General features: G+C 68.8%; 22 protein-coding genes and 1 pseudogene. 14 read left to right on the top strand and 9 right to left on the bottom strand.

Annotated features, from left to right (window positions below):
* Positions 1–9: 9 nt before the first annotated feature.
* Both CS1GBM4_RS20675 and CS1GBM4_RS20670 read right to left on the bottom strand, forming a co-directional pair.
* On the bottom strand, positions 10–786 hold the full coding sequence (locus tag CS1GBM4_RS20675) for an SDR family oxidoreductase (RefSeq protein WP_186420645.1): 777 nt from the start codon (positions 784–786) through the stop codon (positions 10–12).
* A gap of 171 nt (positions 787–957) precedes the next feature.
* The gene (locus tag CS1GBM4_RS20670; RefSeq protein WP_244607326.1) at positions 958–1,647 is read right to left on the bottom strand and encodes a GntR family transcriptional regulator; all 690 of its coding nucleotides are present in this window, start codon (positions 1,645–1,647) and stop codon (positions 958–960) included.
* Between the two features lie 179 nt (positions 1,648–1,826).
* Between CS1GBM4_RS20670 and CS1GBM4_RS20665 the strand changes: the two genes are divergently transcribed.
* From CS1GBM4_RS20665 to CS1GBM4_RS20640, 6 genes are all read left to right on the top strand, one after another.
* Positions 1,827–3,086 carry an ABC transporter substrate-binding protein gene (locus CS1GBM4_RS20665; protein ID WP_186420643.1) on the top strand — a complete coding sequence of 420 codons (1,260 nt, stop codon included), beginning with the start codon at positions 1,827–1,829 and terminating at the stop codon, positions 3,084–3,086.
* 210 nt (positions 3,087–3,296) lie between these two features.
* Complete coding sequence (locus tag CS1GBM4_RS20660) at positions 3,297–4,172, top strand: branched-chain amino acid ABC transporter permease (RefSeq protein WP_186420642.1); 876 nt, start codon at positions 3,297–3,299, stop codon at positions 4,170–4,172.
* Positions 4,173–4,179: 7 nt separating this feature from the next.
* Positions 4,180–6,705: a branched-chain amino acid ABC transporter ATP-binding protein/permease gene (locus CS1GBM4_RS20655; RefSeq protein ID WP_186420641.1), complete on the top strand. Its 2,526-nt coding sequence runs from the start codon at positions 4,180–4,182 to the stop codon at positions 6,703–6,705.
* Positions 6,706–6,746: 41 nt separating this feature from the next.
* Positions 6,747–7,688, top strand: coding sequence for a 3-hydroxyacyl-CoA dehydrogenase (locus tag CS1GBM4_RS20650; protein ID WP_186420640.1), 942 nt, complete (start codon positions 6,747–6,749; stop codon positions 7,686–7,688).
* A 35-nt stretch (positions 7,689–7,723) separates the two neighbouring features.
* Positions 7,724–8,656 carry a 3-keto-5-aminohexanoate cleavage protein gene (locus CS1GBM4_RS20645; protein WP_186420639.1) on the top strand — a complete coding sequence of 311 codons (933 nt, stop codon included), beginning with the start codon at positions 7,724–7,726 and terminating at the stop codon, positions 8,654–8,656.
* 229 nt (positions 8,657–8,885) lie between these two features.
* On the top strand, positions 8,886–10,529 hold the full coding sequence (locus CS1GBM4_RS20640) for a Na+/H+ antiporter (protein ID WP_186420638.1): 1,644 nt from the start codon (positions 8,886–8,888) through the stop codon (positions 10,527–10,529).
* Between the two features lie 70 nt (positions 10,530–10,599).
* On the opposite strand, the gene tam is transcribed toward CS1GBM4_RS20640, so the two are convergent.
* Together tam and CS1GBM4_RS20630 are read right to left on the bottom strand one after the other, a co-directional pair.
* The gene (tam, locus tag CS1GBM4_RS20635; protein ID WP_186420637.1) at positions 10,600–11,382 is read right to left on the bottom strand and encodes a trans-aconitate 2-methyltransferase; all 783 of its coding nucleotides are present in this window, start codon (positions 11,380–11,382) and stop codon (positions 10,600–10,602) included.
* A gap of 36 nt (positions 11,383–11,418) precedes the next feature.
* A complete protein-coding gene (locus tag CS1GBM4_RS20630) occupies positions 11,419–12,123 on the bottom strand; it encodes an SDR family oxidoreductase (RefSeq protein WP_186420636.1) in 705 nt (234 codons plus the stop codon).
* Positions 12,124–12,315: 192 nt separating this feature from the next.
* Between CS1GBM4_RS20630 and CS1GBM4_RS20625 the strand changes: the two genes are divergently transcribed.
* Positions 12,316–12,954, top strand: a complete 639-nt coding sequence (locus CS1GBM4_RS20625) for a TetR/AcrR family transcriptional regulator (RefSeq protein WP_186420635.1) — start codon at positions 12,316–12,318, stop codon at positions 12,952–12,954.
* A gap of 37 nt (positions 12,955–12,991) precedes the next feature.
* Here the strand turns inward: CS1GBM4_RS20625 and CS1GBM4_RS20620 are convergent, their stop codons facing one another.
* Positions 12,992–14,122: an aminotransferase class I/II-fold pyridoxal phosphate-dependent enzyme gene (locus CS1GBM4_RS20620; RefSeq protein WP_186420634.1), complete on the bottom strand. Its 1,131-nt coding sequence runs from the start codon at positions 14,120–14,122 to the stop codon at positions 12,992–12,994.
* Complete coding sequence (locus CS1GBM4_RS20615) at positions 14,119–15,294, bottom strand: amidohydrolase (protein ID WP_186420633.1); 1,176 nt, start codon at positions 15,292–15,294, stop codon at positions 14,119–14,121. Before CS1GBM4_RS20615 ends, CS1GBM4_RS20620 begins: the two co-directional genes overlap by 4 nt.
* 67 nt (positions 15,295–15,361) lie before the next feature.
* Between CS1GBM4_RS20615 and CS1GBM4_RS20610 the strand changes: the two genes are divergently transcribed.
* The 3 genes from CS1GBM4_RS20610 to CS1GBM4_RS20600 all read left to right on the top strand — a co-directional run bounded on the left by CS1GBM4_RS20610 (position 15,362) and on the right by CS1GBM4_RS20600 (position 17,904).
* Positions 15,362–16,186: an AraC family transcriptional regulator gene (locus tag CS1GBM4_RS20610; protein WP_186420632.1), complete on the top strand. Its 825-nt coding sequence runs from the start codon at positions 15,362–15,364 to the stop codon at positions 16,184–16,186.
* Positions 16,187–16,310: 124 nt separating this feature from the next.
* Entirely contained in the window at positions 16,311–17,255 is a 945-nt protein-coding gene (locus tag CS1GBM4_RS20605) for an EamA family transporter (RefSeq protein WP_186420631.1), read from the top strand.
* An 82-nt stretch (positions 17,256–17,337) separates the two neighbouring features.
* Positions 17,338–17,904 (top strand): flavin reductase family protein, encoded by a 567-nt coding sequence (locus CS1GBM4_RS20600; protein ID WP_186420630.1) that lies wholly within the window; start codon positions 17,338–17,340, stop codon positions 17,902–17,904.
* A gap of 11 nt (positions 17,905–17,915) precedes the next feature.
* On the opposite strand, the gene CS1GBM4_RS20595 is transcribed toward CS1GBM4_RS20600, so the two are convergent.
* On the bottom strand, positions 17,916–18,626 hold the full coding sequence (locus CS1GBM4_RS20595; RefSeq protein ID WP_186420629.1) for an outer membrane protein: 711 nt from the start codon (positions 18,624–18,626) through the stop codon (positions 17,916–17,918).
* A gap of 322 nt (positions 18,627–18,948) precedes the next feature.
* Between CS1GBM4_RS20595 and CS1GBM4_RS20590 the strand changes: the two genes are divergently transcribed.
* From CS1GBM4_RS20590 to CS1GBM4_RS20575, 4 genes are all read left to right on the top strand, one after another.
* On the top strand, positions 18,949–19,974 hold the full coding sequence (locus tag CS1GBM4_RS20590; protein ID WP_186420628.1) for a YihY/virulence factor BrkB family protein: 1,026 nt from the start codon (positions 18,949–18,951) through the stop codon (positions 19,972–19,974).
* Positions 19,975–20,084: 110 nt separating this feature from the next.
* Positions 20,085–20,456 (top strand): DUF423 domain-containing protein, encoded by a 372-nt coding sequence (locus CS1GBM4_RS20585; RefSeq protein ID WP_186420627.1) that lies wholly within the window; start codon positions 20,085–20,087, stop codon positions 20,454–20,456.
* An 88-nt stretch (positions 20,457–20,544) separates the two neighbouring features.
* Positions 20,545–21,441 (top strand): acetylglutamate kinase, encoded by an 897-nt coding sequence (gene argB / locus CS1GBM4_RS20580; RefSeq protein ID WP_186420626.1) that lies wholly within the window; start codon positions 20,545–20,547, stop codon positions 21,439–21,441.
* 188 nt (positions 21,442–21,629) lie between these two features.
* Positions 21,630–22,385 (top strand): pyrimidine 5'-nucleotidase, encoded by a 756-nt coding sequence (locus CS1GBM4_RS20575; protein ID WP_186420625.1) that lies wholly within the window; start codon positions 21,630–21,632, stop codon positions 22,383–22,385.
* A gap of 180 nt (positions 22,386–22,565) precedes the next feature.
* Here CS1GBM4_RS20575 and CS1GBM4_RS20570 read toward each other — a convergent pair whose 3' ends face one another.
* Positions 22,566–23,900: an 8-oxoguanine deaminase gene (locus tag CS1GBM4_RS20570; RefSeq protein ID WP_186420624.1), complete on the bottom strand. Its 1,335-nt coding sequence runs from the start codon at positions 23,898–23,900 to the stop codon at positions 22,566–22,568.
* Positions 23,901–24,031: 131 nt separating this feature from the next.
* Positions 24,032–24,225, bottom strand: a pseudogene (locus tag CS1GBM4_RS20565) (glutathione ABC transporter ATP-binding protein GsiA); the annotation flags it as partial.

The following is a 24,225-nucleotide window of genomic DNA, read 5'->3' as shown; positions in this document are numbered from 1 at the left end:
CACTTTCCCTCAGCTCAACATCCGCGTATCGCCGCAGATCGAGATCTCCTGGCCGGAGATGGTCTTGGCGAAGGGCGAGGCCAGGAAGACGATCTGCCTGGCGATGTCGTTCGGATCGACGAACTGCTTGATCGAGACGCCGGCGAAGAGCCTCGCCGTCATCTCCTCATGCGAGACGTTCATCGAGCGCGCCTTGTTGGCGATCACGCTCTGGATCCGCGGCCCGTCGACCAGGCCGGGGCAGATCGCATTGGCGCGGATGCCGAATTCGCCGAGCTCGGCCGAGAGCGCCTTGGTGAAGCCGATCACGCCCCATTTCGCCGCCGCATAGGGCGAGCGCAGCGGGAAGCCATGCTTGCCGGCCTGGCTCGACAGATTGACGATCGAGGCGTTCTTCGACTGCTTCAGGTGCTCCACGGCGAGCCGCGTGCAGTTGAACTGGCCGGTCAGATCGACGGCGACGCAGGAATCCCAGTCCTCCGGCGCGATCTCGTCGACCCGGCCGGTCGGCCCGGCGATGCCGGCATTGTTGACCAGGCAGTCGAGCCCGCCGAGCGCGGCGAGCGCCTCCTCGAACAGCCGCGCCACCGCCTTGCGGTCGGAGACGTCGCAGACCGAGCGCGTGATCGCAGGATCGCTTTCGGCCATCGCGGCGAGCGCCTTGTCGTCGACGTCGCAGATATGGACCTTGGCCCCCTCCGCCGCGAAAGCGCGCGCCGTCGCGCGGCCGATGCCGCTGGCGCCCGCCGTCACCAGCACGCGCAGGCCCTTGATCGTCAGATCCATGATTCTCGTTCCTCCCTTGTTGCGCTACGCCGTCATTGCGAGCCGCCGGGGCTTGCCTTCGGCAAGGCCGAGGACAGGCTCCGCGAAGCCATCCAGGGGGCGGTAGAGCACTGCCGCCCTTGATTGCTTCGTCGCTTACGCTCCTCGCAACGACGGATGCCGTTTCAACGCCTACTCCGCCAGCCGCGCCGTCCGTTCGATATGCTCCGCCGCGGCGCCGATGTCCTCGACCAGCGCCCGCCGCGCCGCCGCCGGGTCGCGCCGCCGCAGCGCTTCCAGCAACTGTGCATGCGCGACGACCGCACTGCCGCCGTCGAGCCGGCGCGGTTCGTGCCGCATGTCGAGATTGAGGATCGGCCCGGCCTTGAGCCAGAGACGCGAGATCATCTCGACCAGAGAAGGCATGCCGGCCGCCTCGTACAGCGCGAAATGCAGGTCGCGATTGGCGGCGACTGCCGCCGCGGGGTCCGGCGGCTCGGCCTTGGCTGCCGCCAGGAACGCCGCCTCGTGCCGTGCGACCGTAGCGATCTGCGCGTCGGTGATCGCCTTCGCCGCCTCCTCGGCGGCAAAGCCTTCGACCACCAGCCTGATCCGGGTGAGCTCGCGGAACTGCGCCAATGTCAGCACCGGCACCCGCACCGCCCGCCCGGGCAGAACCTCGAGCGCCTTGTCCGCGGCAAGCCGGCTGACCGCCTCTCGCACCGGCATCATCGAGACGCCGAGCGCCTCGGCGACGCGGCGCAGCGAGAGCTTCTCGCCCGGCGCCAGCCGCCCGGCGATCAGCAGCGCCCTGAGCTCGCCGGTGACGCGCTCGCCCAGCGTCTCGTGCAGCAGCGAGCCGACTTCGTCGAGCGCCGACACCTCCCCGACCTTCGCCGGGGCGGAGGCGGCAGGCGGCGCTCGCGGCGCATCGGAGGGCTGGACTCGGGCAACCATGTCTGCCAACTTAACTGTGATCACAGATCACGACAAGCGGCCCGAAGACCGCGTGGACACCAAGCCCGACGCCGAAGCGCGCGGGAAAGTTCTGGGAGGAACGCATGTCAGAACAGTCAAGGATCAGGGGCCTCTCGCGTCGTCAGACGCTCGCCGGGCTCGGCGTCACGGCGACCGGCCTGATCGCCAGCCCGGCGATCATCCTCGCGCAGACGCCGGACGCCATCCGCTTCGGCCATCTGACGCCGCGCACCGGCTTTCTCGGCCCGCTCGGCGAATACGGCGTCATGGCCGCCGACCTCGCCGCCGAGGAGATCAATGCCGCCGGCGGCATCAACGGCCGCAAGCTCGAATTGCTGAAGGAGGATTCGGTCAACCCGCAGACCGCCTCGACCAAGGCCGAGCGCATGATCGAGCGCGACAAGGTCGCCTGCATCATCGGCGAGATCTCGTCGGCCTCCTGCCTGACGATCTCGCAGGTCGCCGCCCGCAACAAGACGCTCTTCCTCAACACCGGCGGCAATTCCGACGCGCTGCGCGGCGAGAGCTGCAACCGCTACATGTTCCATGTCGAGCATCAGAACTCGATGTATGTGAAGAGCTGCGGCCGCTCACTGATGGCGCAGGGCCTGGTCAAGGGCAAGAAATGGTTCTCGCTCACCGCCGACTACGCCTTCGGCCATGACCTGCTCAAGGTCGCCAAGCGCTTCATGGAAGCCAATGGCGGCCAGTTCGCCGCCGACAAGCTGGTGCCGACTGACGCGACCGACTTCTCCGCCCTGCTGCTCGAGATCCGCGCCGCCAAGCCCGATCTCGTCATCTCCAATCTCGCCGGCAACCAGATCACCAATTTCCTCAAGCAATACGCCGAATTCGGCCTCTCCTTCCCGGTCGCCGGCTTCGGCTTCGACACCGCCCTCGCCTGGGCCGCCGGCAAGGACAATTTCGGCGGCGTCTGGCCCTGCGTCTGGCACCACCTGATCGACACGCCGTCGAGCAAGGCCTTCGTCGCCGCTTTCACCAAGAAGTACGGCAAGCCGCCGGAGAACCAGGCCTGGGGCGACTATGTCGGCGTCAAGGTCATGGCCCAGTCGATGGCCGAGACCAAGTCGACCGACACCGCCAAGATCCTCGAACATCTCGAAAAGGGGGCGAAGTTCGACGTGATGAAGCCCCGTCAGGGCTATTTCCGCGCCTCCGACCACCAGCTCATCAGCGAGATGTACACGATCACCGCGCTGCCGGCGGCCCAGGTCAAGAACCAGTGGGACCTCTTCACCTCCTCGCCGCCGGTGCCCGGCCCGAACGAGGACATGGAGGTCATCGCCACCCAGGGCGACGAAGCCGTCTGCAAGATGAGCTGACGAGCGCCTCCGCACAGGCACTGCGCCAACCCCTCTCCCGGATGGGAGAGGGGCAGGGGTGAGGGACCGCCGCTAATCATCGAAGCGAAGCGGCACCGTTGCGCCCCTTATCGGTAAGGGCAGGCCCTCATCCCTGCCCTTCTCCCACACGGGAGAAGGGTTCCCCGCGCCCCTCGGGCCGCTAACAGCAACCCGAACAAAGGCCATTCCTTGCTCACCCTCTTCATCCAGCAGGTGCTGAACGGGCTGCTCGACGGGGTCTATTACCTCCTGATCGCGCTCGGCCTGTCGCTGATCTTCTCGCTCGGCGGCATCGTCAACCTGGCCCATGGCGCCTTCTATGCGATCGGCGCCTATCTCACCATCGTGCTGGCGCCGCATATCGGCTTCGGCGGCGCCATCGTCGCCTCGCCGGTGCTGGTCGCCTTGATCGGCATCGTCATCGAGCGCGGCCTGTTCCGGCACTTCTACCGGCGCGACCCGATCCTCTCCCTGCTCCTGACCTTCGGCCTCGCCATGGTCGCCGAGCAGTCGCTGCGCATGATCTTCGGCGCCCCGCCGCTCTCCTTCTCGATCCCGCCGGCCCTGCGCGGCCAGCTCTTCCTCGGCGACTTCATCTATTCGCGCTATCGCGCCCTGCTGATCCTGATCGCCGCCGCCTGCGTGCTCGGCCTGTGGTTCCTGCTGCAGCGCACCGCCTTCGGTCGCGTCGTGCGCGCCGGCGTGCAGAACCCCGACATGGTCGGCGCGCTCGGCATCTCGCTGCAGCCCTACATGATGACGGTCGCCGCCATCGGCATCGGCCTCGCCGGTCTCGCCGGCGTGCTGCTGGCGCCGATCTATTCGATCCATCCGGCCATGGGCCAGGAGATCATCACCCCGGCCTTCGTCGTCGTCGTGATCGGCGGGCTCGGCTCGTTCTGGGGCGTCGTCGTCGCCGCTTTGATGGTCGGCCTCGTCAAGGGCGTCACCATCGGCCTCGGCCTGACGCAATGGTCGACCGCGGTGATCTACCTGATGATGCTGCTCGTCCTGCTCTTCCGTCCGCGCGGCCTGTTCGGCGAGCGCATCCAGCGCTTCGAGTGAGGCCATAATGACCCCCTCGCAACGCGACTACGCCCCGCTCGCCCTTACCGCCATCGGCCTCAGCCTGCTGCCCTCGCTGATGCATGCGGTCGGGCTCGGCACCACCTCGGCCACCGAGGTCGTCGTCTTCGCCATCGCCTGCATGGCGCTGAACATCCTCGTCGGCACGACCGGGCTCGTCTCCTTCGGCCATGGCGCCTGGTTCGGCATCGCCGCCTATGCCGCGGGGCTGATCCAGCGCAACTGGCTGCCCGGCCAGTTCGCCTTGCCGATCCTGCTCGCGGTGGCCTTCGTCGCGCTGATCGCCTTCGCCTTCGGCGCGCTGATCCTGCGCCGGCGCGGCGTCTACTTCTCGTTGCTGACGCTGGCGCTCGCCGCGATGACCTATTCGGTCGCCTTCCGCTGGACCTCGGTCACCGGCGGCGAGGACGGCCTGGGCGGCATCAGGCGCCCGCTCTTCGCCGGCGTCGATTTCGAGGCCGCCCTGCCCTTCTATGTCCTCGTCGCGGCCATCGGCTTCGCCGTGGTCTACGGGCTCTGGCGCTTCCACCGCTCGCCGGTCGGCACCGTGCTCGTCGCCATCCGCGAGAACGAGCAGCGCGCCCGCTTCCTCGGCTACGCCACCACCCGCTACAAGCTCGTCGCCTTCACCATCTCGGCGGCGCTGACGGGCCTGGCCGGCACGCTCCTGCTCTTCAACAACCGCATGACCTCGGCCGAGCCGATCTCGGTCGCCTTCTCCGGCGAACTCCTGGCGATGGTGGTGATCGGCGGCATGCGCTCCTTCCTTGGCCCTGCGCTCGGAGCGCTCTTCTTCGTCGTCTTCCGCGACTATCTCTCCAGCGTCACCGAGAACTGGCTGTTCTGGTTCGGCCTGCTCTTCGTCGCCTTCATCGTCTTCTCGCCGGACGGGCTGGTCGGCGTCGGCCAGCGCCTGCTCGGGCCCTTCCGCAAGACGGCGGCCGAGGATGCGGCGATGTCGGCCCGCAAGGCCGGCGCTGTCGAGCTCCCCGCCTTCATGAAGCCGCAGGACGCCGGCGACGGCACCATCCTGACCGCGACCGGCCTCGCCAAGAGCTTCGGTGGCATCAAGGCGGTGGAGAATGTCGATCTGCAGCTGCGCGACCGCAAGCTGCATGCGCTGATCGGCCCGAACGGCGCCGGCAAGACCACCGCCTTCAACCTGATCTCGGGCCTGTTCAGGCCGGATCGCGGCGAGGTCCGCCTGCGCGAGCGCGACATCGCCGGCCTCTCTCCCGAGGCGATCACCCGGGCCGGCATCGGCCGCGCCTTCCAGATCACCAATCTCTTTCCCGCGCTCTCCGTCGCCGAGAATGTCCGCCTCGCCGTGCAGGCACGCGCACCTCAGCGTTTCGGGCTCTGGCGGGCGGCCGGCGCCCTCGACCAGGTCAATGACGAGACCCGCCAGCTCATCGCGACCATGGGCCTCGCCGGCATCGAGCGGGCCGAGGCCGGTTCGCTCAGCTATGGCGGCCAACGCCTGCTCGACATGTCCCTCGCCCTCGCCACGAGCCCGCGCGTGCTGCTGCTCGACGAGCCGCTCGCCGGCCTCGCCGCGGCCGAGCGCGAGCGTGTCGGCAATCTGATCAAGTCGATCTCGGCCGACCTGCCGGTGCTTCTGGTCGAGCACGACATCGACCGCGTCTTCGCCATCGCCGACCATGTCACCGTGATGAACGAGGGCTCGGTGCTGGTCGACGGCACGGTCGAGGACGCGCGCTCCTCCGCGAAGGTGCAGGAGGTCTATATCGGCTCCGGCGCCCATGCGCTGGCCGAGAAGCCGCGCGAGAGCGCCGCCGGCGACAAGGTCCTGCTCGGCCTCGACAACGTCGACACCTTCTACGGCAAGAGCCACATCCTGCGCGGCGTCTCCTTCGGCGTGCACGAGAACGAGATCGTTGCCCTGCTCGGCCGCAACGGCGCCGGCAAGTCGACCCTGCTCAAGACCATCACCGGCATCGCGCCGCCCGCCTCCGGCTCGATCAGCCTCGCCGGCGACGACATCGCCGGCCTGCCGCCGGCCAGGATCGCCCGCGCCGGCGTGGCTTACGTCCCGCAAGGGCGCGGTCTCTTCGCCGGCATGAGCGTCAGGGACAATATGGAGCTCGGACGCCTGCGCCGGCGCACCGGCAACGGCAGCCATTGGGAGGACGACAAGATCTTCGCCTTCTTCCCGCGCATCAGGGAGCGCTGGCATTCGCCGGCCGACTATCTCTCCGGCGGCGAGCAGCAGATGGTCGCAGTGGCACGCGCCCTCTCCGGCGATACCAGGATGCTGCTGCTCGACGAGCCGTTCGAGGGCCTGGCGCCGGCCGTGGTCGAGGAATTGTTCGAGGCTTTCGACAAGCTCCGGAAGGAGATCGCCATCATCATCGTCGACCACCATCTCGACCTGGCGCTGGCGCTCTCCGACCGCACCGTCGTGCTCGAGCGCGGCCAGGTCACCCATATCGGCCCCTCGCGCGCGCTGAGCCAGGACCTCGCGCTCCGGCGGCAGGTGCTGTGGCTGTGATGGGTTCCCCGCGTCTATCCTATCAACCGAGACACTGCCGCATGACCAAGATCGCCATCGTCGGTTCGGGCCTGATCGGCCGCGCCTGGGCCACCGTCTTCGCCAGCCATGGCTTTGAGGTCGCATTGCACGACGTGAAGCCGGAAGCGGCCAAGGCCGCCCGCGCCCATATCGGCAGGAACCTGAAGGAGCTCGCCGGCCACGGTCTCGTCGACGACCCCAAGGGCTCGCTCGCCCGCATCCGCGTCGCGAAGAACCTCGCCGACGCGCTGAAGGGCGTCGCGCTGGTGCAGGAGAACGGGCCGGAGACGGTCGAGGCCAAGCGCGAATTGTTCGCGCAGATGGACGCGCTCGCCCCCACCTCGGCGATCCTGGCGTCCTCGACCTCCTTCATCATGGCCTCGACCTTCTCGGAGGCGCTGAAGGGGCGGGCCCGCTGCCTTGTCGCCCACCCCGTCAACCCGCCGCATCTGGTCCCGATCGTCGAGCTCGCCCCGGCGCCCTGGACCGATCCGAAGGTCGTCGCCAGGGCCAGGCGCATCTACGAGCAGGCCGGCCAGGTGCCGATCACGCTGCGCAAGGAAAAGCCCGGCTTCGTGCTCAACCGCCTGCAGGCGGTGCTGCTGGCCGAGGCCTTCCGCCTGGTCGGCGAGGGCGTCGCCAGCGCCGCGGATGTCGACAAGACGATCCGCGACGGGCTCGGCCTGCGCTGGTCGTTCATGGGCCCGTTCGAGACGATCGAGCTCAATGCGCCGGGCGGGATCCCGGATTACTGCGCACGCTATTCGGAATCGCTCGACCGCATGGTCAAATCCTCGGAGGGGCTCGGCAATCCGTTCAAGCCCGAGACGGTGGCCGAGGTGATGCGCGACTGGCGTGGCGCCCAGGACGCCAGCCGCGTCAAGCGCCTCAGCGATTGGCGCGACAGCCGGCTCGCCGCTCTGCAGGCGCACAAGCGCGCCGCGAAGCGCAAGCCGGCGTGAGTTTCAGGACTTAGGGATCAGCGAAGGATCATCGCATGGCCAAGAACCGCAAAGTCATCATCACCTGCGCCGTCACCGGCGCGATCCATACGCCCTCCATGTCGCCCTATCTGCCGGTGACGCCCGACGAAATCATCGATGCCGCCGTCGGCGCGGCCGAGGCCGGCGCGGCTTTGGTCCATGTCCACGCCCGCAACCCGAAGACCGGCCAGCCCGACCAGTCGCCCGAGGCCTTCGAGCCCTTCCTCAAGGTGATCAAGCAGCGCTCGAACTGCGTCATCAACATCACCACCGGCGGCGCTCCGACCATGGGCGTCGAGGAGCGCCTGCAGCCCTGCGCCCATTTCAAGCCCGAAGTCGCCTCGCTCAACATGGGCTCGATGAATTTCGGGCTCTACCCGATGCTGAACCGCTTCAAGGAGTTCAAGCACGACTGGGAGTACCCCTATCTCGAAGGCTCGAAGGACCGCATCTTCAAGAACACCTTCAAGGACATCGAGAACATCCTCACCACCTGCGCCGAGAACGGCACGCGCTTCGAGATCGAGTGCTACGACATCGGCCATCTCTACACGCTGGCGCATTTCGTCGATCGCGGACTGGTCAAGCCGCCCTTCTTCGTCCAGTCGGTCTTCGGCATCCTCGGCGGCATCGGCCCCCACCCCGAGGACGTCGCCCATATGAAGCGAACCGCCGACCGGCTCTTCGGCGACGCCTATCACTGGTCGGTGCTCGGCGCCGGCCGCCATCAGCTCCCGATCGCGGCGATGGCGGTCTCGATGGGCGGCAATCTGCGCGTCGGCCTCGAGGATTCGCTCTGGCTCGGGCCGGGTCAGTTCGCGAAGTCGAACGCCGATCAGGTCAGGGCGGCGCGGATGATCGTCGAGGGCCTCGGCCTCGAGATCGCGACGCCGGAGGACGCGCGCGAGCAGCTCCAGCTCAAGGGCGCCGACAAGGTCGCGTTCTAGCAAGCCGCACCGCCCTTGCGAGCGCAGCGAAGCAGTCCAGGGGGCGTGGAGCGCTGCCGCCGCTGGATTGCTTCAGAGCTATGCGCCTCGCAATGACGTTTTCCGTGATCGAGCCCGACCGAAAGGCGTTCCAGACATGATGAGGGCATATCCGGCGAGCTTGGCTCGCCGGATGCCATTACGATAATGCTCGCGGCCGACGCAGAAAGAACCGCCGGCCGCGCAGCCAATGCAGACCTTCACCTTCATCCTGATCCTGGTCATGGCCGTGGTGGCGTCCCAGCCCCTGACCCGGCTGCTCGGGATCGTCCCGCTGCCCGTCGTCCAGATCGCGCTGGGCGCGGCGCTGGCCTGGCCGACCGCCGGCTTCCATGTCGCGATCGAGCCGGAGCTCTTCCTCCTGCTCTTCATCGCCCCGCTGCTCTTCGCCGATGCCTGGGAGGCGCCGAAGCGGGAATACCGCAAGCTGCTGCGTCCGATCCTGTCGCTCGCCTTCGGCCTGGTCTTCTTCACCACGCTCGGCTGCGGCCTCGCTCTGCACTGGCTCGTGCCGTCCATGCCGCTGCCGGTCGCCTTCGCGCTCGCCGCTGTGCTGTCGCCGACCGATGCGGTGGCAGTGTCCTCCATCGTCGACAAGGAGAGCGTGCCCAAGGATCTGATGCACGTCCTGGAAGGCGAATCGCTGCTCAACGACGCTTCGGGCCTGGTGATCTTCCGCTTCGCCACTGCCGCCGCGCTGACCGGAAGCTTCTCGCTCTGGCAGGCCTCGCTCGCCTTCGTCGTCGCGGTCGCCGGCGGAATCGCCGCCGGGCTGCTGGCGATCGTGATCGTCTCCTGGGCCCTGAAGCTGCTGGCGAAGTTCGACCGGATCGCGCCGGAGGCGCAGCTGCTGGTCGTGATGCTCCTGCCCTTCGCCGCCTTTCTCGGCGCGGAAGCCGTCCATGCCTCCGGCGTGCTCGCGGCCGTCGTCGCCGGCCTGGCCGTCGGGCGGACGCGCACGGCCAACCAGCTCGGCGTCTCCGCCTACATGCTCGCCCACTCGTTCTGGACGATGCTCGCCTTCCTCCTGAACGGCGCCCTCTTCGTGGTGCTCGGCCTGCAATTGCCGGCGATCATCCGCACCGCTCCGCCGGCGCTCACCGGCTGGCACTGGTTCTGGCAGCCGCTCGGCATCGTCGTCGCGCTGACGCTCTGCCTGATCGTTCTGCGCTTTCTCTGGATCACCGTCGCCATCGCACTGAGCCGCATCGTCGCCCGGCGCCTGCGCCGCGAGGCGATCCGGACCACCGCGCGCACGCGGCTGGCCGGCTCCATCGCCGGCGTGCGCGGCGCCGTCACCCTCGCCGGCGTGCTGTCCCTGCCGGTGCTCGCGCTCGACGGCTCGCCCTTTCCGGCGCGGGACGTGGCGATCTTCCTGGCGGCCGGCGTGATCCTGCTCTGGCTGGCGCTCGCCAGCCTCGGCCTGCCGCCGATCGTGCGCGGGCTCGCGAGCGGCCACGGCGTTGCTCACGCCACCGAGATGCGGCGGGCACGGATCGTGGCCACGGAGGCGGCGATCGCCAGGCTGGAAGGCATCGCTCATCGCGGCGGCACCGACGGGGCCGCCTCGGTCGACCAGGCCGTGGCGGAAGGCCTGATCGCGACCTACCGGCGCCGCCTCGCTCTGCTCGACGACGGCCAGACGCCACGGGAGGAGGCTGCGGCGTTGCAGAGCGCCGAGAGCACCTTGCGCCGCGCCGCGCTGACGGCGGAGCGGCAGGCCCTGCGCGAGCTTCTCAAGCGCGGCGACATCGACGATGTCGCCTTCAATGCGCTGACGCACGAGCTTGCACTGCACGACGTGCTCGCCGGCGCGAAGGCCCGGGCGCACTGACTTGGGCTCCAAACTAAAATCGAGAGACGGATTCACCGATCAGATTGATTCAATCTGACCGGAGCCGGCTCTAGCTCCGCACAGCCAGAATGAACAGGCGTGGGAAGCGCAGCAGCACCTTGCCGTCCGGCTCGACCGGATAGGCGGCGGCGATCTTCTCGCGATAGCGGGCCAGAAAGGCCTCGCGCTCTCCGGCTGGCAACGGATCGATATAGGGTTTCAGGCCGGTGCTCATGAACCATGCGACGATGGCGTCGTGACCGGCGAGCGCATGGACATAGGTGGTCTGCCAGATCTCGACCTCGCAGCCGGCCTGCATCAGCCAGCGTCGGTAATCCGAGAACGAGCCGATGACCGCCTTCGAGCCCCGCGCATTGACGAGGCGCCCGGCCCACGGCCCCTCGGCAGCCGCTTCATCCATCGAAACATGCGAGGGCTCGGCGAGGTTGTTCGGCATCTGCACCGCGAGCGCTCCGCCCCGCCTCAGCGCCCGCGCGAGCCGCGCGAACAGCGCGGCATGGTCGGGGAGCCATTGCAGCACGGCATTGGCGAAGACCAGGTCGTAGCGGTCGTCAGCCGACCACTCGTCGAGATTCGCCAACGTGAAAGACAGCTGCGGCAGGCGCCTGCGTGCCTTCTCGATCATGTCGGGCGAGGAATCGAGGCCTTCCACCACCGCGCCCGGAAAGCGGGCGGCGACCAGTTCGGTGCTGTTGCCGGGGCCGCAGCCGAGATCGATGCAGCGCCGCGGATCGGCGAGGCGCACCCGCTGGATCAGGTCGAGCGAGGGCCGCGTCCGCTCGTCCTCGAAGCGCAGATACTGGTCCGCATCCCAGTCGACCTTGCCCGTCATGCGCGCTGCTCCATTCGTCGCGATCGACCTGTGCCGCTACAGCGAGCGCATCAGGCCGCCGTCGACGCGCAGGTTCTGGCCGGTGATGTAGCCGGCGCCGTCCGAGGCGAGGAAGGCGATCGTCGCGGCGATCTCCTCGCTGGTGCCGTAGCGCTGCATCGGCACGCCGGCGCGGCGCTCCTCGGTCTGCGGCAGCGAGTCGATCCAGCCGGGCAGGACATTGTTCATGCGCACGTTCTGCGCGGCAAACTGATCGGCGAAGAGCTTGGTGTAGGCGGCGAGCCCGGCGCGGAACACGGCCGAGGTCGGGAACATTGCGCTCGGCTCGAAGGCCCAGGCGGTCGAGATGTTGATGATCGCCCCGGCCTTCTGCGCCGCCATGATCGGCGCGACCAGCCGCACCGGCCGGATCACGTTCAGCAGGTAGACGTCGAGCCCGGTGTGCCATTGCTCGTCGCTGATCTCGGTGATCGGCGCGCGCGGGCCGTGACCGGCGCTGTTGACCAGAACGTCGATCCGGCCGAAGCGCGCCAGGGTCTCGTCGACCAGGCGTTTCAGGTCCTCGTTCGACTGGTTCGAGCCGGTGACGCCGAGACCACCGAGCTCCTTGGCCAGGACCTCGCCCTTGCCTGAGGACGACAGGATCGCGACCTTGAAGCCATCCTGCGCCAGCCGCTTCGCCGCGGCGGCGCCCATGCCGCTGCCCCCGGCAGTGACGATCGCAACCTTCATCTCGGCCATCTCGATCTCCGTGGCAGCCGGCCTCTCGCTGCCGGCGGATCATGCTGACACACCTTGTGGCATCGCGGGCGGGGGCTGACCAATCAGTTCTTGCGCAGCGGCCATGCAGCGACGCCGGAGCGACGGCCGCCGCCGGGCTGCCCTGCCGCGAAACCGCTTGCAGCATACCAACCAAATGGTACGTATCGCCGCATGCCACGGCCCACCAAGCAATCGCCCGAACGCGGCAATGCCCGCGACCGGCTCCTCGAAGCGGCGCGGGACGTCATCCGCGCCAAGGGCTTCGCCGCCTCCAGCGTCGACGATCTCTGCCGTGCCGCCGATGTCACCAAGGGCGCCTTCTTCCATCATTTCGCCAGCAAGGAGGCTCTCGGCGTCGCCGCGGCCGCATTCTGGAAGCAGGAGACCACCGGCTTCTTCGCCGCCGCCCCCTATCACCGGCCGGCCGAGGCGCTCGACCGCGTCCTCGCCTATGTCGCCTTCCGCAGGGCGATGATCGCCGGCGACCTCGCCGAATTCACCTGCCTCGTCGGGACCATGGCGCAGGAGGTCCACGCCAGCGCGCCGGATATCCGCGACGCCTGCGGGCGCAGCATCTTAGGCCATGCCGCGACGCTGGAGGCCGATATCGAGCAGGCCCGCCGCGACCACGGCATCGAGACGACCAGCTGGACCGCCGCGAGCCTGGCCCGGCACACGCAGGCCGTCCTCCAGGGCGGCTTCGTCCTCGCCAAGGCCGGCAACGACGCGGATCTGGCGCGCGAAAGCCTCGACCATCTCGACCGCTACATCCGGCATTTGTTCCATGTCGCGGGGGAGCGGGCGCCATGAGCCAATCCGCGACAGGCTGGATCGCCGCTGGCTGACCTCAACCCGTCTCGGCGAACGCCGTCGCCAAAGCGGCGGCCGCCTCGTCGAGCTCGGCCGTCTCATGCGCCGCACTGACCTGCAATCGCAGGCGTGCCTGGCCCTGCGCGACGATCGGAAAGGCGACCGCCGGGGCGAAGACGCCGGCCCGCACCAGCCGCGCCGCGATGGCCCGCGCCCGCTCCTCGCCGCCGATCTTCACAGCGGTGATGGCACTGTCGCTGTCGTGGCAGGCGAGCGCATGGAAGCGCAGCGCCTCGCGCAGATGCGCGACATTGCGCCAGAGCCGCTCGCGCGGGCCGGGATCGTCGCGGCAGATCTTCAGCGCCGTCAGCGCCGTCGCCGCATTCGCCGTCGTCAGGCCCATGGTGAAGATCCAGCTGCGCGACTGGGCTTTGAGCCGCTCGATCAGCGGGCGCGGCCCGGCGACGAAGCCGCCGCCGGCGCCGCCCAGCGCCTTCGACAGCGAGCCGGTCAGGAGCATGTCCGGGCCGCGATTGGAAAGGCCGCACAGAGGCGCAGTACCGGTGCCATCCGGCCCGACCACGCCGGTCGCATGCGCCTCGTCGATCAGCAGCAGCGCGTCGAACTCCTGCGCCAGCGACCGAATCCCGGCGAGCGGTGCCGCCCCGCCCTCCATGCTGAAGATGCCGTCGGTGACGATCAGGCGTCGCTTCGCCCGCCGCGTCGCTTCCAGCGCCTGCCGCAGGCCGGCGACATTGCGGTTCTCATAGGTCTCGACCTCGGCCCGGCTCAGCCGGCAGCCGTCGATGATGCTGGCATGGTTCAGCCGGTCGGAGATGATGACGTCGCCGGCCCCGACCAGGGTCGTCAGCACGCCCGCATTGGCGCTCCCGCCGGAGGAGAACAGCGCCGCCGCCTCGACGCCGAGGAAGGAGGCGAGGTTGTCGGCCAGCGCCTCGTGCAGCGGCGTCGTCGCGAAGACCGGGTAGATGCCTGTGCCGCTGCCATAGAGCCGCAGCGCCTCATTGGTCGCCGCCAGCACGCGCTCGTCGGTCGAGAGGCCGAGATAGTCGTTGGCGCCGAGCATGATCGTCTCGAGGCCGTCGAGCAGGATGCGCCCGCCTTGGCGGCGCTCGATCATCCGGCGGGCCGGGACATGCGCGGTCATGGCGCGGCCTTCGGCAGCGCGCAGGCGACGAGGCTCGTCCAGTAGCGCAGCACATGCGGAACGATCGCGTCGTTGAACACGTAGCGGTCGCCATGCAGACCCTCGCCCGGCCCGACCTCGCCGGCGCCGACCCAGGCATAGCAGCCGCCAGCGGCGCGGATCATGAAGGCGAAGTCCTCGCAGCCCAGGCTCGGCTTGAATGCGGTCGAGACGTTCTCCGGCCCGACCGCGACGGCCGCGGCCCGCGCCGCCAGCGCCGCCGCCTCGGCCGTGTTGACCACCGGCGGATAGCCGCGCCTGTAGTCGAGCGCGGCGGAGACTCCGTGCGCCGCGGCGATGCCCTGCGCGATCTCGCCGAGCAGCGCCTCGCAGTGATCCGACAGCGCCGGATCGAAGAAGCGGCAGGTGCCCTGCAGCCAGACCTCCTTCGGCACGATATTGCCGACATTGCCGCCATGGACCTGCGTCAGGCTGACGACGAGCGGCGTCTGCGGGTCGACGGCCCGCGCGACGATGCGCTGCACGCTCTGGATGAAGGCCCCGGCGGCGAGGATCGGATCGTCGCCGAGATGCGGCATGGCGACATGGGCGCCGACTCCGGAGAAGCGCAGCTCGAAATTGTCGACCGCAGCCATCTGCGCCCCGGCACGGGCCGCGATCGTGCCGAAAGGCACACCCGGCCAATTGTGCACGGCATAGACCGCCTCGACCGGAAAGCGCTCGAACAGCCCGGCCTCGATCATCTTCATGCTGCCGCCCTCGTTCTCCTCGGCCGGCTGGAAGATGAAATGGACGGTGCCGTCGAAATCCGGCGTTTCGCTCAGGAGCTTGGCCGCCCCCAGCAGCATGGCGCTATGGCCGTCATGGCCGCAGGCATGCATCACGCCGTCCTTCCTCGAGGCATAGGGCAGGCCGGTGCGCTCGACCACCGGCAGCGCATCCAGCTCGGCGCGCAGGCCGATGGCGCGCGTGCCGGAGCCTGAACGCAGCGTGCCGACGACGCCGGTGCCGCCGATACCCTCCTGCACCTCGAGACCGAAGGAGCGCAGCTTGGCGGCGACGAAGCGCGCGGTCTCGACTTCCTGGAAGCCGAGCTCGGGATTGGCGTGGATGTGATGGCGCCAGGCGACCACCTCTGGCGTCAGCGCGGCGATCGGGTCATTGTGCAGCATGGCTCTCTCCTGTCCGTGCTCAGGCTTAGGAGAGCGGGGCGGACAGCGTCTTGAACCAGATTGACCCATGATCGAGCGCAGACCGGAAAGGCAGGAGTTCTGGCGCCACGCCGCCTTCCGCGATCTCGGCCTGCTCGCGGCGCGCTTCCGCGAGCATCGCTATGACCGCCACACCCATGACGGCTATGTCATCGCGCTGATCACCGAGGGCTGCGAGCGCGTGCGCATCGGCCGGCGGGAGGTGCTGGCTCCGGCGGGCTCGGTGCTCGTCGTCAATCCCGAGGAATGGCATGACGGCGAGGCCGGCGCCGAGCAGGGCTGGGCCTACCGCACCTTCTACCCCTCCGTCGCACTGCTGTCGGATGTCGCAGCCGGGTTCGGCCAGCCGCCGCAGCCGCTGTTTCCGCAGGCGCTGATCGAGGATGCCGAGCTCTCCGGGCTCCTCGCCGCGGCTCATGCGGAATCGACCGCCCTCGATGCGACCCGCGCCGAAGCCTCCCTGCTGACCGCGCTGCGCCATCTGATCCTGCGGCATGGGGACAGCGATCGTGCCGCCGAGCCGCTCGCCCGTTCCGGCGCGCAGCGCCGTTTTTCGCGCTATAGGGAGGTGATCGAGGCCGGGCTCGCCGGCGAGCTCGACCTGCAGAGCCTCGCCACGGCCGCCGGCGTCACCCGCTTCCAGGTCATCCGCGACTTCAAGAGGATCACCGGCTCGACGCCGGCCGCCTTCATCCGCGACCGTCGCCTGCGCCGCGCCAACCGGCTGATCCGGGAAGGATCCAGCCTGGCCGACGCCGCCTTCGCCGCCGGCTTCGCCGACCAGAGCCATCTCTCGCGCAGCTTCCGCGCGGTGCACGGCATCACGCCCGGCATGTTCAGAAAGGCGGGCTGATGCATTCCCGAGGGATGGAAGCGCCAGCTCGTCCGAGAAACATGCGATAAGCCGAACAGCAGGCGGATCTTTGCGATTCGAAAGCGCACAAATCCTCCTGGAAGGCCCTTTCTCGCGAGATTCCATGAAACCGCGCCATCTTCTGCTCGCGCTCGCGATCGTTTTCTTCTGGGGCGTCAACTTCGCGGTCATCAAGCTCGGCTTGCGTCAGATCTCGCCGCTCGGCCTCGGCGTCGTCCGCTTCGTCCTGGCCGCTTTCCCCTGGATCTTCTTCATCCGGCGCCCGCAGATCCCGCTGTCCTCGCTCGCGCTCTACAGTCTGCTCATCTTCGCGCTGCAGTTCGGCCTCCTCTTCACCGGTATGAAACTCGGCGTGAGTGCCGGCCTGTCGTCGCTCGTCCTGCAATTGCAGGTCTTCTTCACCATCGGCTTCGCGATCCTGATCCTGTCGGAGCGGCCGACGCGATGGCAGTTGCTCGGAGCGCTGTGCGCCTTTGGCGGCATTGCCGTCGTCGCGGCCAATATCGGCGGCGACGTCACCATGGCCGGCCTGCTGATGCTGCTGCTTGCTGCCGCAGCCTGGGGCGGCGGCAACATCGTCTCCCGCGTGATCTCGACCAGGCACGGCGCCATCAACATGCTCGGCCTGGTGTGCTGGGGCAGCCTGTTCGCCATCCCGCCGCTGCTCGCGACGGCCCTTGCCGTCGATCCGCAAGGCCTGGCGGCGAGCTTCGTCGGGCTCGACTGGATCTCCCTCGCCGCGATCGCCTATCTCGTCTACATCTCGACCCTGTTCGGCTTCGGCGCCTGGAGCCGGCTGCTGTCGCTCTATCCGGTGGCGACGGTGGCTCCCTTCACCCTCCTCGTTCCGGTGTTCGGCTTTCTCGGATCCGCGGTCCTGCTCGGGGAAGACGTTCAGCCATGGAAACTTCTCGCCTCGGCCCTGATTATCGTCGGCCTGGTTCTCAACGTGTTCGGCAAGCGGCTCTTCGGCCGCACGTCCGTCGCCGGAGCATCCTCGGTCCCGGAGGAGCGCAACGCCGCTGAGCCGCTCCGCAAGGCGGGCTGAGCGCTCGCCGTCTCGTGAAGGAACCGGCGGCACGGTCCGTGCTTCCATCGTCGGGCGGCGAGCACCGGGGCCGGAGGCTCAGATGGCGAAAGTGGTCAGCAAGGAGGATTTCCCGGTCGGCCGCGTCCGGCAATATCTCGAGCCCGGCCCGGTCGTGCTGGTCTCCTCGCGCCATCGCGGCAGGAACAACATCATGACCATGGGCTGGCACATGGTGCTGGAATTCTCGCCTTCGCTTCTCGCCTGCCTGATCTCCAGCGGCAATCACAGCCACCGCATGGTCCGTGACAGCGGCGAATGCGTCATCAACCTGCCGACGACCAGGCTGACCGATCAGGTGATCGGCATCGGCAACTGCTCGGGCGCGAGCATCGACAAGTTCGCGAAGTTCGGGCTGACGGCGCAGCGGGCGCACGCCGTCAAGGCGCCGCTGATCGGGGAGTGCCATGCCTGCTTCGAATGCCGCGTCCACGACGAGGCGATGATCGAGCGCTACGACCTCTTCATTCTCGAAGTGGTGAAGGCGCATGTCGCGCCGCGCCCGCTGCATCCGAAGACGCTGCACTACACCGGCGGCGGCATCTTCATGATCGCGGGCAAGGTGATCGACGAGAGCGCCAGGTTCGAGCCGTTCATGCTGCGAACCTGAGCCGGTCGGCGTCAGAACTTGTAGGCGAGGCTGGCGCGCACCGCATGCGCGGACGGCTCGTGCTCGACCGTGCGGCCGAGATAGGCGCTCAGGCCGACATGGTCGAACCGGCCATAGTCGGTATAGCGGTAGTCGATGCCGAGGATCAGCCTGTCGGTCAGCGCATAGTCGACGCCGCCGCCGACCGTCCAGCCGGTCCTTGAGGCGTTGATCGTCTCGCTCAGGCCGGCGAGCGGGCTCGCATAGGTGTATTCGAGCTTGCTGAAGGCCGCGCCGGCCGTGGCGTAGACCAGGATGCGGTCGAGGCTGTAGCCGAGGCGGGCGCGCACCGAGCCCTGCCAGCTCTGCCGCACGCGGACGGTGCCGCCGGCATCGCCCTGCCCGGCATGGGCGTTCAGGCCCTCTATGTCGCCCTCGACGCCGAGCACGACCGCGCCGAGCTGGTAGTTGAAGCCGAGACGGGCGCCGCCGATGAAGGAGGACGGGCTGTAGTCGAAGGAGCGGCCGAGCGGCAGGCGGCCGGCGGTGGCGAACTCGCTCGCCCGGTCGGAGCCCCAGGAATAGCCGACCTGGCCGCCGACATAGATCCCGCTCCAATCGTAGAATGTCGGCAGCTCCGGTGCCGGCGGCAGAAGGCCCCTTCTCGGCATGTCCGCCGCCAGGGAGGCACCGCCGCTCATCAGGGCAATGGCCGCGACGGCGGCTTTCAGGGGCGTCTTCATCGACATCTCGGCTCGAACGATGGCGCTTCCGGGCGGCTGCCCCGGCTGGAAGCGCAGTGGCGTCAGGAGTGGGATTATGAAAATGTTAAGGTTAACGAACCGCTAAGCGGCCCGCCGCCGGCCCGCCGTCCGGAACGAAAGCGCGCAGCGCGACGTTGGCAGCGCGACGGGGCGGTCTGGAGCCCGTTCCGATCGGCTTGCACCGCAGGCTGACCGGTAAAGTGGTCTCCAAACTAAAAACTGAGAGACGGATTCACCGCTCGGATTGCTTCAGTCTGATCGGATCCGGCTCTCGGGTGGCCGCCCCCTGCCGGAGCGTGACATGGCCTATTTCAAGCGATTGACCAGCGCCGCCGGCCTCGCGGCCCTGGCTGCCGGCTACGTCCACGGCCTGGTCTCGCGCCGGTTCGGCGAGCCGATGCGCCAGGCGCGGCGCGGGCGCGGCGCCGCGAGCCCGATCGCCCTGCCCTGGCGCGGCTGGAAGGATGTGCTGCTGCGTTTCGGTGTCCGCATCCAGGAAGCGCGCGTGCTCTCCCTCGCCGGCGCGGTCGCCTTCTTCACCCTGCTCTCGCTGGTGCCGGCGCTCTCGCTGCTGGTGACGCTCTATGGCGGGCTGACCGATCCCGCGACGATCGTCGGCCAGCTCGACGACGTCACCATCCTCCTGCCGCAGGCGGCGCGCGAGCTGATCCGCGAGCAGGCGGTGAGGCTCTCCGCCCGTGACGTGACCGACCTCTCGCTGACCGTCCTGATCGGCTTCCTCGTCGCCATCTGGAGCGCCAACGCCGCGATGAAAGCGGCCTTCGATGCGCTCAACATCATCTATGGCGTGCGCGAGCGCCGCGGCTTCATCCGCCTCAACCTGGTCTCGCTGGCGACCACACTGAGCGCGCTCGTCGTCCTGATCCTGGCGCTCTCGCTGATCGCGAGCCTGCCGGTGGTCACCGCCCTCTTCCCCTTCGGGCACGAGCTCGAGGTCGCTATCCGCTGGCTGCGCTGGCCGGCTTTCTTCCTGGTCGGCACGGTCGCGATCGGCTGCCTCTACTGGATCGGCCCGAATCGCAAGCCGCCCCGCTTCGCCTGGGTTCTGCCCGGTGCCATCGCCGCGGCGCTGCTCTGGCTCGCCGCCTCGATCGGCTTCTCCTGGTATGTCAGCACGCTCGGCCGCTACACCGCGACCTATGGCTCGCTCGCGACCATCGTCGTGTTCATGACCTGGCTCTGGCTCTCCGCGACCATCGTGCTCGCCGGCGCCGAGCTGAATGCCGAGCTCGAGCATCAGAGCCGCCACGGCTCGGCGCCGGCACCGTCGACGCCGCTCAGCCGTACCGCGCCCGGCCGGCGCTGAACCCCGGGCTGGAGCAGGATGCCACAGCCCCGCCCGCTTGACCGCGCCGGCAGCCGCGGCGTCTGCTCGCCCGCACGCGCACGCCTTCCGGCCAACCATACGGACCCGTCATGATCACCGCGACCCGCATCCACCTCACCCTCGCCATGCTGATGGGGCTCGCCGGCGTGATGCTGCTCGCGGCGGGCACCCATACGGGCAGCCCCGACACCGTCCAGATCGCCGGGCAGATGCTGCTCTTCCATGCCTCCGCCACGATCGCCGCTTGCACGGCGCGCCGCGCCGACCTGCTCGCGGACTGGCCGGCGCGCCTCGCGATCTCGCTGCTGATCCTCGGCGCCGCCCTCTTCGCCGCCGATCTCGCCGTGCGCGGCTTCCGTGGCGAGCGCCTGTTCATCGGCGCCGCTCCGGCCGGCGGCTTCATGATGCTCGCCGGCTGGCTCGGGCTCGCGCTCTCGGCCCTGTTCGCCAGGCGGCCCTGACGGCGCGGCTGCGCGCTTCCGCCAGTCTCCGTCTTCGGCTAGAACGCGGCGCGGCGCGGCTGCCCCTGCGCCTTCGCGGAGCCTGCCGATGAACGCCCCTCACAACCTCACGCCCTCGCAAGCCGCCGACCTGCTCGTCCAGGCGCTGCCGCACATGCAGCGCTACGACCAGGAGGTGATCGTGATCAAATACGGCGGCAACGCCATGGGCGACGCCGCCACCGCCGAGGATTTCGCCGAGGACGTGGTGCTGCTCGAGCAATCCGGCCTGAAGCCGGTGGTCTGCCATGGCGGGGGCCCGCAGATCGCCCGCATGCTCGACAAGCTCGGCATCAAGTCGGAGTTCAAGCAGGGCCTGCGCGTCACCGACGCCGCCACCGTCGACGTGGTCGAGATGGTCCTGGCCGGCTCGGTCAACAAGGAGATCGTCGGCTACATCTCGCGCGAGGGCGGCAAGGCGATCGGCCTGTGCGGCAAGGACGGCAACATGGTGATCGCCAAGAAGGCGACCCGCACCATCGTCGATCCCGATTCGAAGATCGAGCAGGTGCTCGACCTCGGCTTCGTCGGCGAGCCCGACAAGGTCGACACCACGGTCCTCCAGGCGATCCTCAAGGAAGAGCTCATCCCGGTGCTGGCGCCGGTCTGCGCCGCCGCCGACGGCCAGACCTACAACGTCAATGCAGACACCTTCGCCGGCGCGATCGCGGGCGCCCTCGGCGCCAAGCGCCTGCTGCTGCTCACCGACGTGCCGGGCGTGCTCGACAAGGGCAAGAAGCTGATCCCGGAGCTCACCGTCGAGGAATGCCGGCGCCTGATCGCCGACGGCACCATTTCAGGCGGCATGATCCCGAAGATCGAGACCTGCATCTACGCGCTGGAGAAGGGCGTCGAGGCCGTCGTCATCCTCGACGGCAAGGTCCCGCATGCGGCGCTGATCGAGCTCTTCACCGACACCGGCTCGGGCACGATCATCCGCAAGTGAAGGCGGCCGTCATTCTCGGGCGGAGCGGAGCGCAGACCCGAGAATCTCCCGACAGGGAAGCGCCGATCGGTGCCTCTTCCGGCAGGAGATGCTCGGGGCGAGCCCGAGCATGACGCGCTCCTCGCCGTCGCAACCGTTTTGCAAGCATCTTGCATGTCATGATGGCGCGCCCCACATGACATGCCCCGATGAACCAGAACGCACCAATCTCCGCCGCCATCCCGCTCCTGCCGGAGCAGGCGGCGTTCGGCCATGTCGACCACTGGATTTTCGACCTCGACAACACGCTCTATTCGCATGAGGCGAAGGTCTGGCCCCAGGTCGACGAGCGGATCACCCTGTTCCTGAGCGAGCTCTTCGGCCTCGACGGCCTGTCGTCGCGGGCGCTGCAGAAGTATTACTACCAGCGCTACGGCACGACGCTGAAGGGGCTGATGGAGGAGCACGGCGTCGATCCCGACGATTTCCTCGACTTCGCCCACCAGATCGACCTGACCCTGCTCGATCCGAATCCGGACCTCGGCGAGGCGATCGCGGCGCTGCCCGGCCGCAAGCTGATCCTGACCAACGGCTCGCGCGGCCATGCCGAGAACGTCGCCGGCAAGCTCGGCATCCTTCACCATTTCGAGGATATCTTCGACATCGTCGCCGCTGGCTTCCTGCCCAAGCCCGAACAGGCGACCTATGAGGCGTTCCTCGCCAAGCACGCGATCGACCCGGCGCGGGCCGCGATGTTCGAGGACATCGAGAAGAATCTCGTCGTCCCCAGCGCCCTCGGCATGAAGACGGTGCTGATCGTGCCGCGCACGCCCGACCCCTTCCGCGAGGCCTGGGAGCAGACCGCGGTCGAGGCCGGCCATGTCCATTTCGTCACCGACGACCTGACGGGTTTCCTGAAGCCGCTGATGCGGCCCGAGCCTTCTCCGCTTCCAGCGCTCGAATAGCTCCGGGCCGTCCCGGGCGACCGCGCCGTCTTTGCGGGGCTTCGCGCAGCGAAGAGGCCAGATCCCACTGGCGTTGACGAAAACAGATCGCCACCGCGAGTCCCCTCTCGCTGTGTCCGTGTTCACGGATTCCGGGCTCGCTGCTCCGCAGCGCCCCGGAAAGACGGCGCCCCGGAAGGTTCAGGCGTAACGCTCCGCCGCGAGCCCGTGGGCGCGGCGCAGCGAGGCGAGGTCGAGGCCTGGGATCACCCCGTCGATCACCCGCCAGCGCCCCGCGACCATGACGCGGTCGGCTCTGCTCGCCCCGCACAGCACCAGCGCCGCGACCGGGTCGTGCGCGCCCGAGAAGCGCAGTTCGTCGAGCCTGTAGAGGGCGAGGTCGGCTTGCAGGCCGACCGCGATGCGCCCGATGTCGTCGCGGCCGAGGCAGCGCGCCGAGCCCTCGGTCGCCCAGCGGATCGTGTCGCGCGCCGTCACCGCGCTGGCGCTCCTGTAGTGCAGCCGGTTGATCAGGAGGGCGTGGCGCAACTCCTCCATCAGGTTCGAGCCGTCATTGCTGGCCGAGCCGTCGACGCCGAGACCGAGCGGCGCCCCTGCCGCCTCGAGCTCGCGCGTCCTGCAGAAGCCGGAGGCGAGCACGCCGTTCGAGGTCGGGCAATGGCAGACGCCGACGCCGGCGCGGCCGAGCCGCTCGCATTCCTCGCAGGAGAAGTGGATGCCGTGCGCCAGCCATGTCTTGGGGCGCAGCCAGCCGGCCTCCTCGAGCAGGTCGAGCGGGCGCACCCCGTAGACCTCGCGGCAATAGGCCTCCTCGTCCTGCGTCTCGGCGAGGTGGGTATGCAGCGGCGCGTCGAAGCGCGTCGCCAGTTCCGCCGAGGCCGCCATCAGCGACCGCGTCACCGAAAAGGGCGAGCAGGGCGCGAGCGCGATCTGCACCATGCTGCCCGGCCGGGGGTCGTGGAACAGGCCGAGCACCCTTTCGCAATCGGCGAGGATCGTCTCCTCGTCCTGCACGACCTCGTCGGGCGGCAGCCCGCCATCCTTCTGCGACAGGTTCATCGAGCCGCGCGAGATGGTGACGCGGATGCCGAGCGCGGCCGCCTCCTCCACCGCGATGTCGACCGCATTCTCCAGACCCGCCGGATAGAGATAGTGATGGTCGGCCGCCATGGTGCAGCCGGACAGCATGAGCTCGACCAGCGCGGCACGCACCGCCAACCGCAGATCCTCCTGCCGCAACCGGGCCCAGAGCGGATAGAGCGCCTTCAGCCAGGGGAAGAGCTCGCGATCGATCGCCGCCGGATGGGCGCGGGTCAGCGTCTGGTAGAAATGGTGATGCGTGTTGACCAGCCCCGGCAGCACGACATGGCCCGACGCGTCGAAGCTCTCCGTCACCGGCAGCGCCGGATAGCCGCCGCTCGCGACCAGCTCGACGATCACCCCGTCCTCGACCACGATCCCGCCGCCGGCATGCTCCGCGACGATGGCGAGCGGGTTCCTGATCCAGATGCGCATGATCGTCCGGCGGCCAATGGGTTCAGCACCCGCATAGGCCGAGACGGCCCGGCATGCCAACTGGCGATCGGCCGCGCCTCCTGGTCAGAGGGATTAACCCGACCCCTCGGGTGCCCGGCCCGGAGGCTCCCTCACGCGACGAGTGCGATGTGTGGCTTTGCGTCCCATTCCTCGCCCCAGATCATGACGGCGTGTCCCGGGGAGACCTCGCGGTACTGGCGCACGGGCGGGACGTAGTCGGCCGGGCGGATCGGGCTCTTGATCTCGTCGTTCGAGACCGGGCGCTTCTGCAGGCGCCGTGCCGGATCGGCGATCGGCACCGCCG

Source organism: Allobosea sp. CS1GBMeth4 (assembly GCF_900185715.1).
Classification (GTDB): domain Bacteria; phylum Pseudomonadota; class Alphaproteobacteria; order Rhizobiales; family Beijerinckiaceae; genus Allobosea.
Note: the sequence above shows the minus strand (reverse complement) of the source record. Positions and strands in the feature narration are given on the sequence as shown.

Bases quoted from the DNA above. Each gene is read 5' to 3' on its own strand.
- CS1GBM4_RS20630 (WP_186420636.1), bottom strand. From the start codon at position 12,123: ATGGCCGAGATGAAGGTTGCGATCGTCACTGCCGGGGGCAGCGGCATG.
- CS1GBM4_RS20650 (WP_186420640.1), top strand. From the start codon at position 6,747: ATGACCAAGATCGCCATCGTCGGTTCGGGCCTGATCGGCCGCGCCTGG.
- CS1GBM4_RS20655 (WP_186420641.1), top strand. From the start codon at position 4,180: ATGACCCCCTCGCAACGCGACTACGCCCCGCTCGCCCTTACCGCCATC.
- CS1GBM4_RS20570 (WP_186420624.1), bottom strand. From the start codon at position 23,900: ATGCGCATCTGGATCAGGAACCCGCTCGCCATCGTCGCGGAGCATGCC.
- tam (WP_186420637.1), bottom strand. From the start codon at position 11,382: ATGACGGGCAAGGTCGACTGGGATGCGGACCAGTATCTGCGCTTCGAG.
- CS1GBM4_RS20595 (WP_186420629.1), bottom strand. From the start codon at position 18,626: ATGAAGACGCCCCTGAAAGCCGCCGTCGCGGCCATTGCCCTGATGAGC.
- CS1GBM4_RS20625 (WP_186420635.1), top strand. From the start codon at position 12,316: ATGCCACGGCCCACCAAGCAATCGCCCGAACGCGGCAATGCCCGCGAC.
- CS1GBM4_RS20675 (WP_186420645.1), bottom strand. From the start codon at position 786: ATGGATCTGACGATCAAGGGCCTGCGCGTGCTGGTGACGGCGGGCGCC.
- CS1GBM4_RS20615 (WP_186420633.1), bottom strand. From the start codon at position 15,294: ATGCTGCACAATGACCCGATCGCCGCGCTGACGCCAGAGGTGGTCGCC.
- CS1GBM4_RS20605 (WP_186420631.1), top strand. From the start codon at position 16,311: ATGAAACCGCGCCATCTTCTGCTCGCGCTCGCGATCGTTTTCTTCTGG.
- CS1GBM4_RS20645 (WP_186420639.1), top strand. From the start codon at position 7,724: ATGGCCAAGAACCGCAAAGTCATCATCACCTGCGCCGTCACCGGCGCG.
- argB (WP_186420626.1), top strand. From the start codon at position 20,545: ATGAACGCCCCTCACAACCTCACGCCCTCGCAAGCCGCCGACCTGCTC.
- CS1GBM4_RS20575 (WP_186420625.1), top strand. From the start codon at position 21,630: ATGAACCAGAACGCACCAATCTCCGCCGCCATCCCGCTCCTGCCGGAG.
- CS1GBM4_RS20600 (WP_186420630.1), top strand. From the start codon at position 17,338: ATGGCGAAAGTGGTCAGCAAGGAGGATTTCCCGGTCGGCCGCGTCCGG.
- CS1GBM4_RS20585 (WP_186420627.1), top strand. From the start codon at position 20,085: ATGATCACCGCGACCCGCATCCACCTCACCCTCGCCATGCTGATGGGG.
- CS1GBM4_RS20665 (WP_186420643.1), top strand. From the start codon at position 1,827: ATGTCAGAACAGTCAAGGATCAGGGGCCTCTCGCGTCGTCAGACGCTC.
- CS1GBM4_RS20590 (WP_186420628.1), top strand. From the start codon at position 18,949: ATGGCCTATTTCAAGCGATTGACCAGCGCCGCCGGCCTCGCGGCCCTG.
- CS1GBM4_RS20620 (WP_186420634.1), bottom strand. From the start codon at position 14,122: ATGACCGCGCATGTCCCGGCCCGCCGGATGATCGAGCGCCGCCAAGGC.
- CS1GBM4_RS20640 (WP_186420638.1), top strand. From the start codon at position 8,886: ATGCAGACCTTCACCTTCATCCTGATCCTGGTCATGGCCGTGGTGGCG.
- CS1GBM4_RS20610 (WP_186420632.1), top strand. From the start codon at position 15,362: ATGATCGAGCGCAGACCGGAAAGGCAGGAGTTCTGGCGCCACGCCGCC.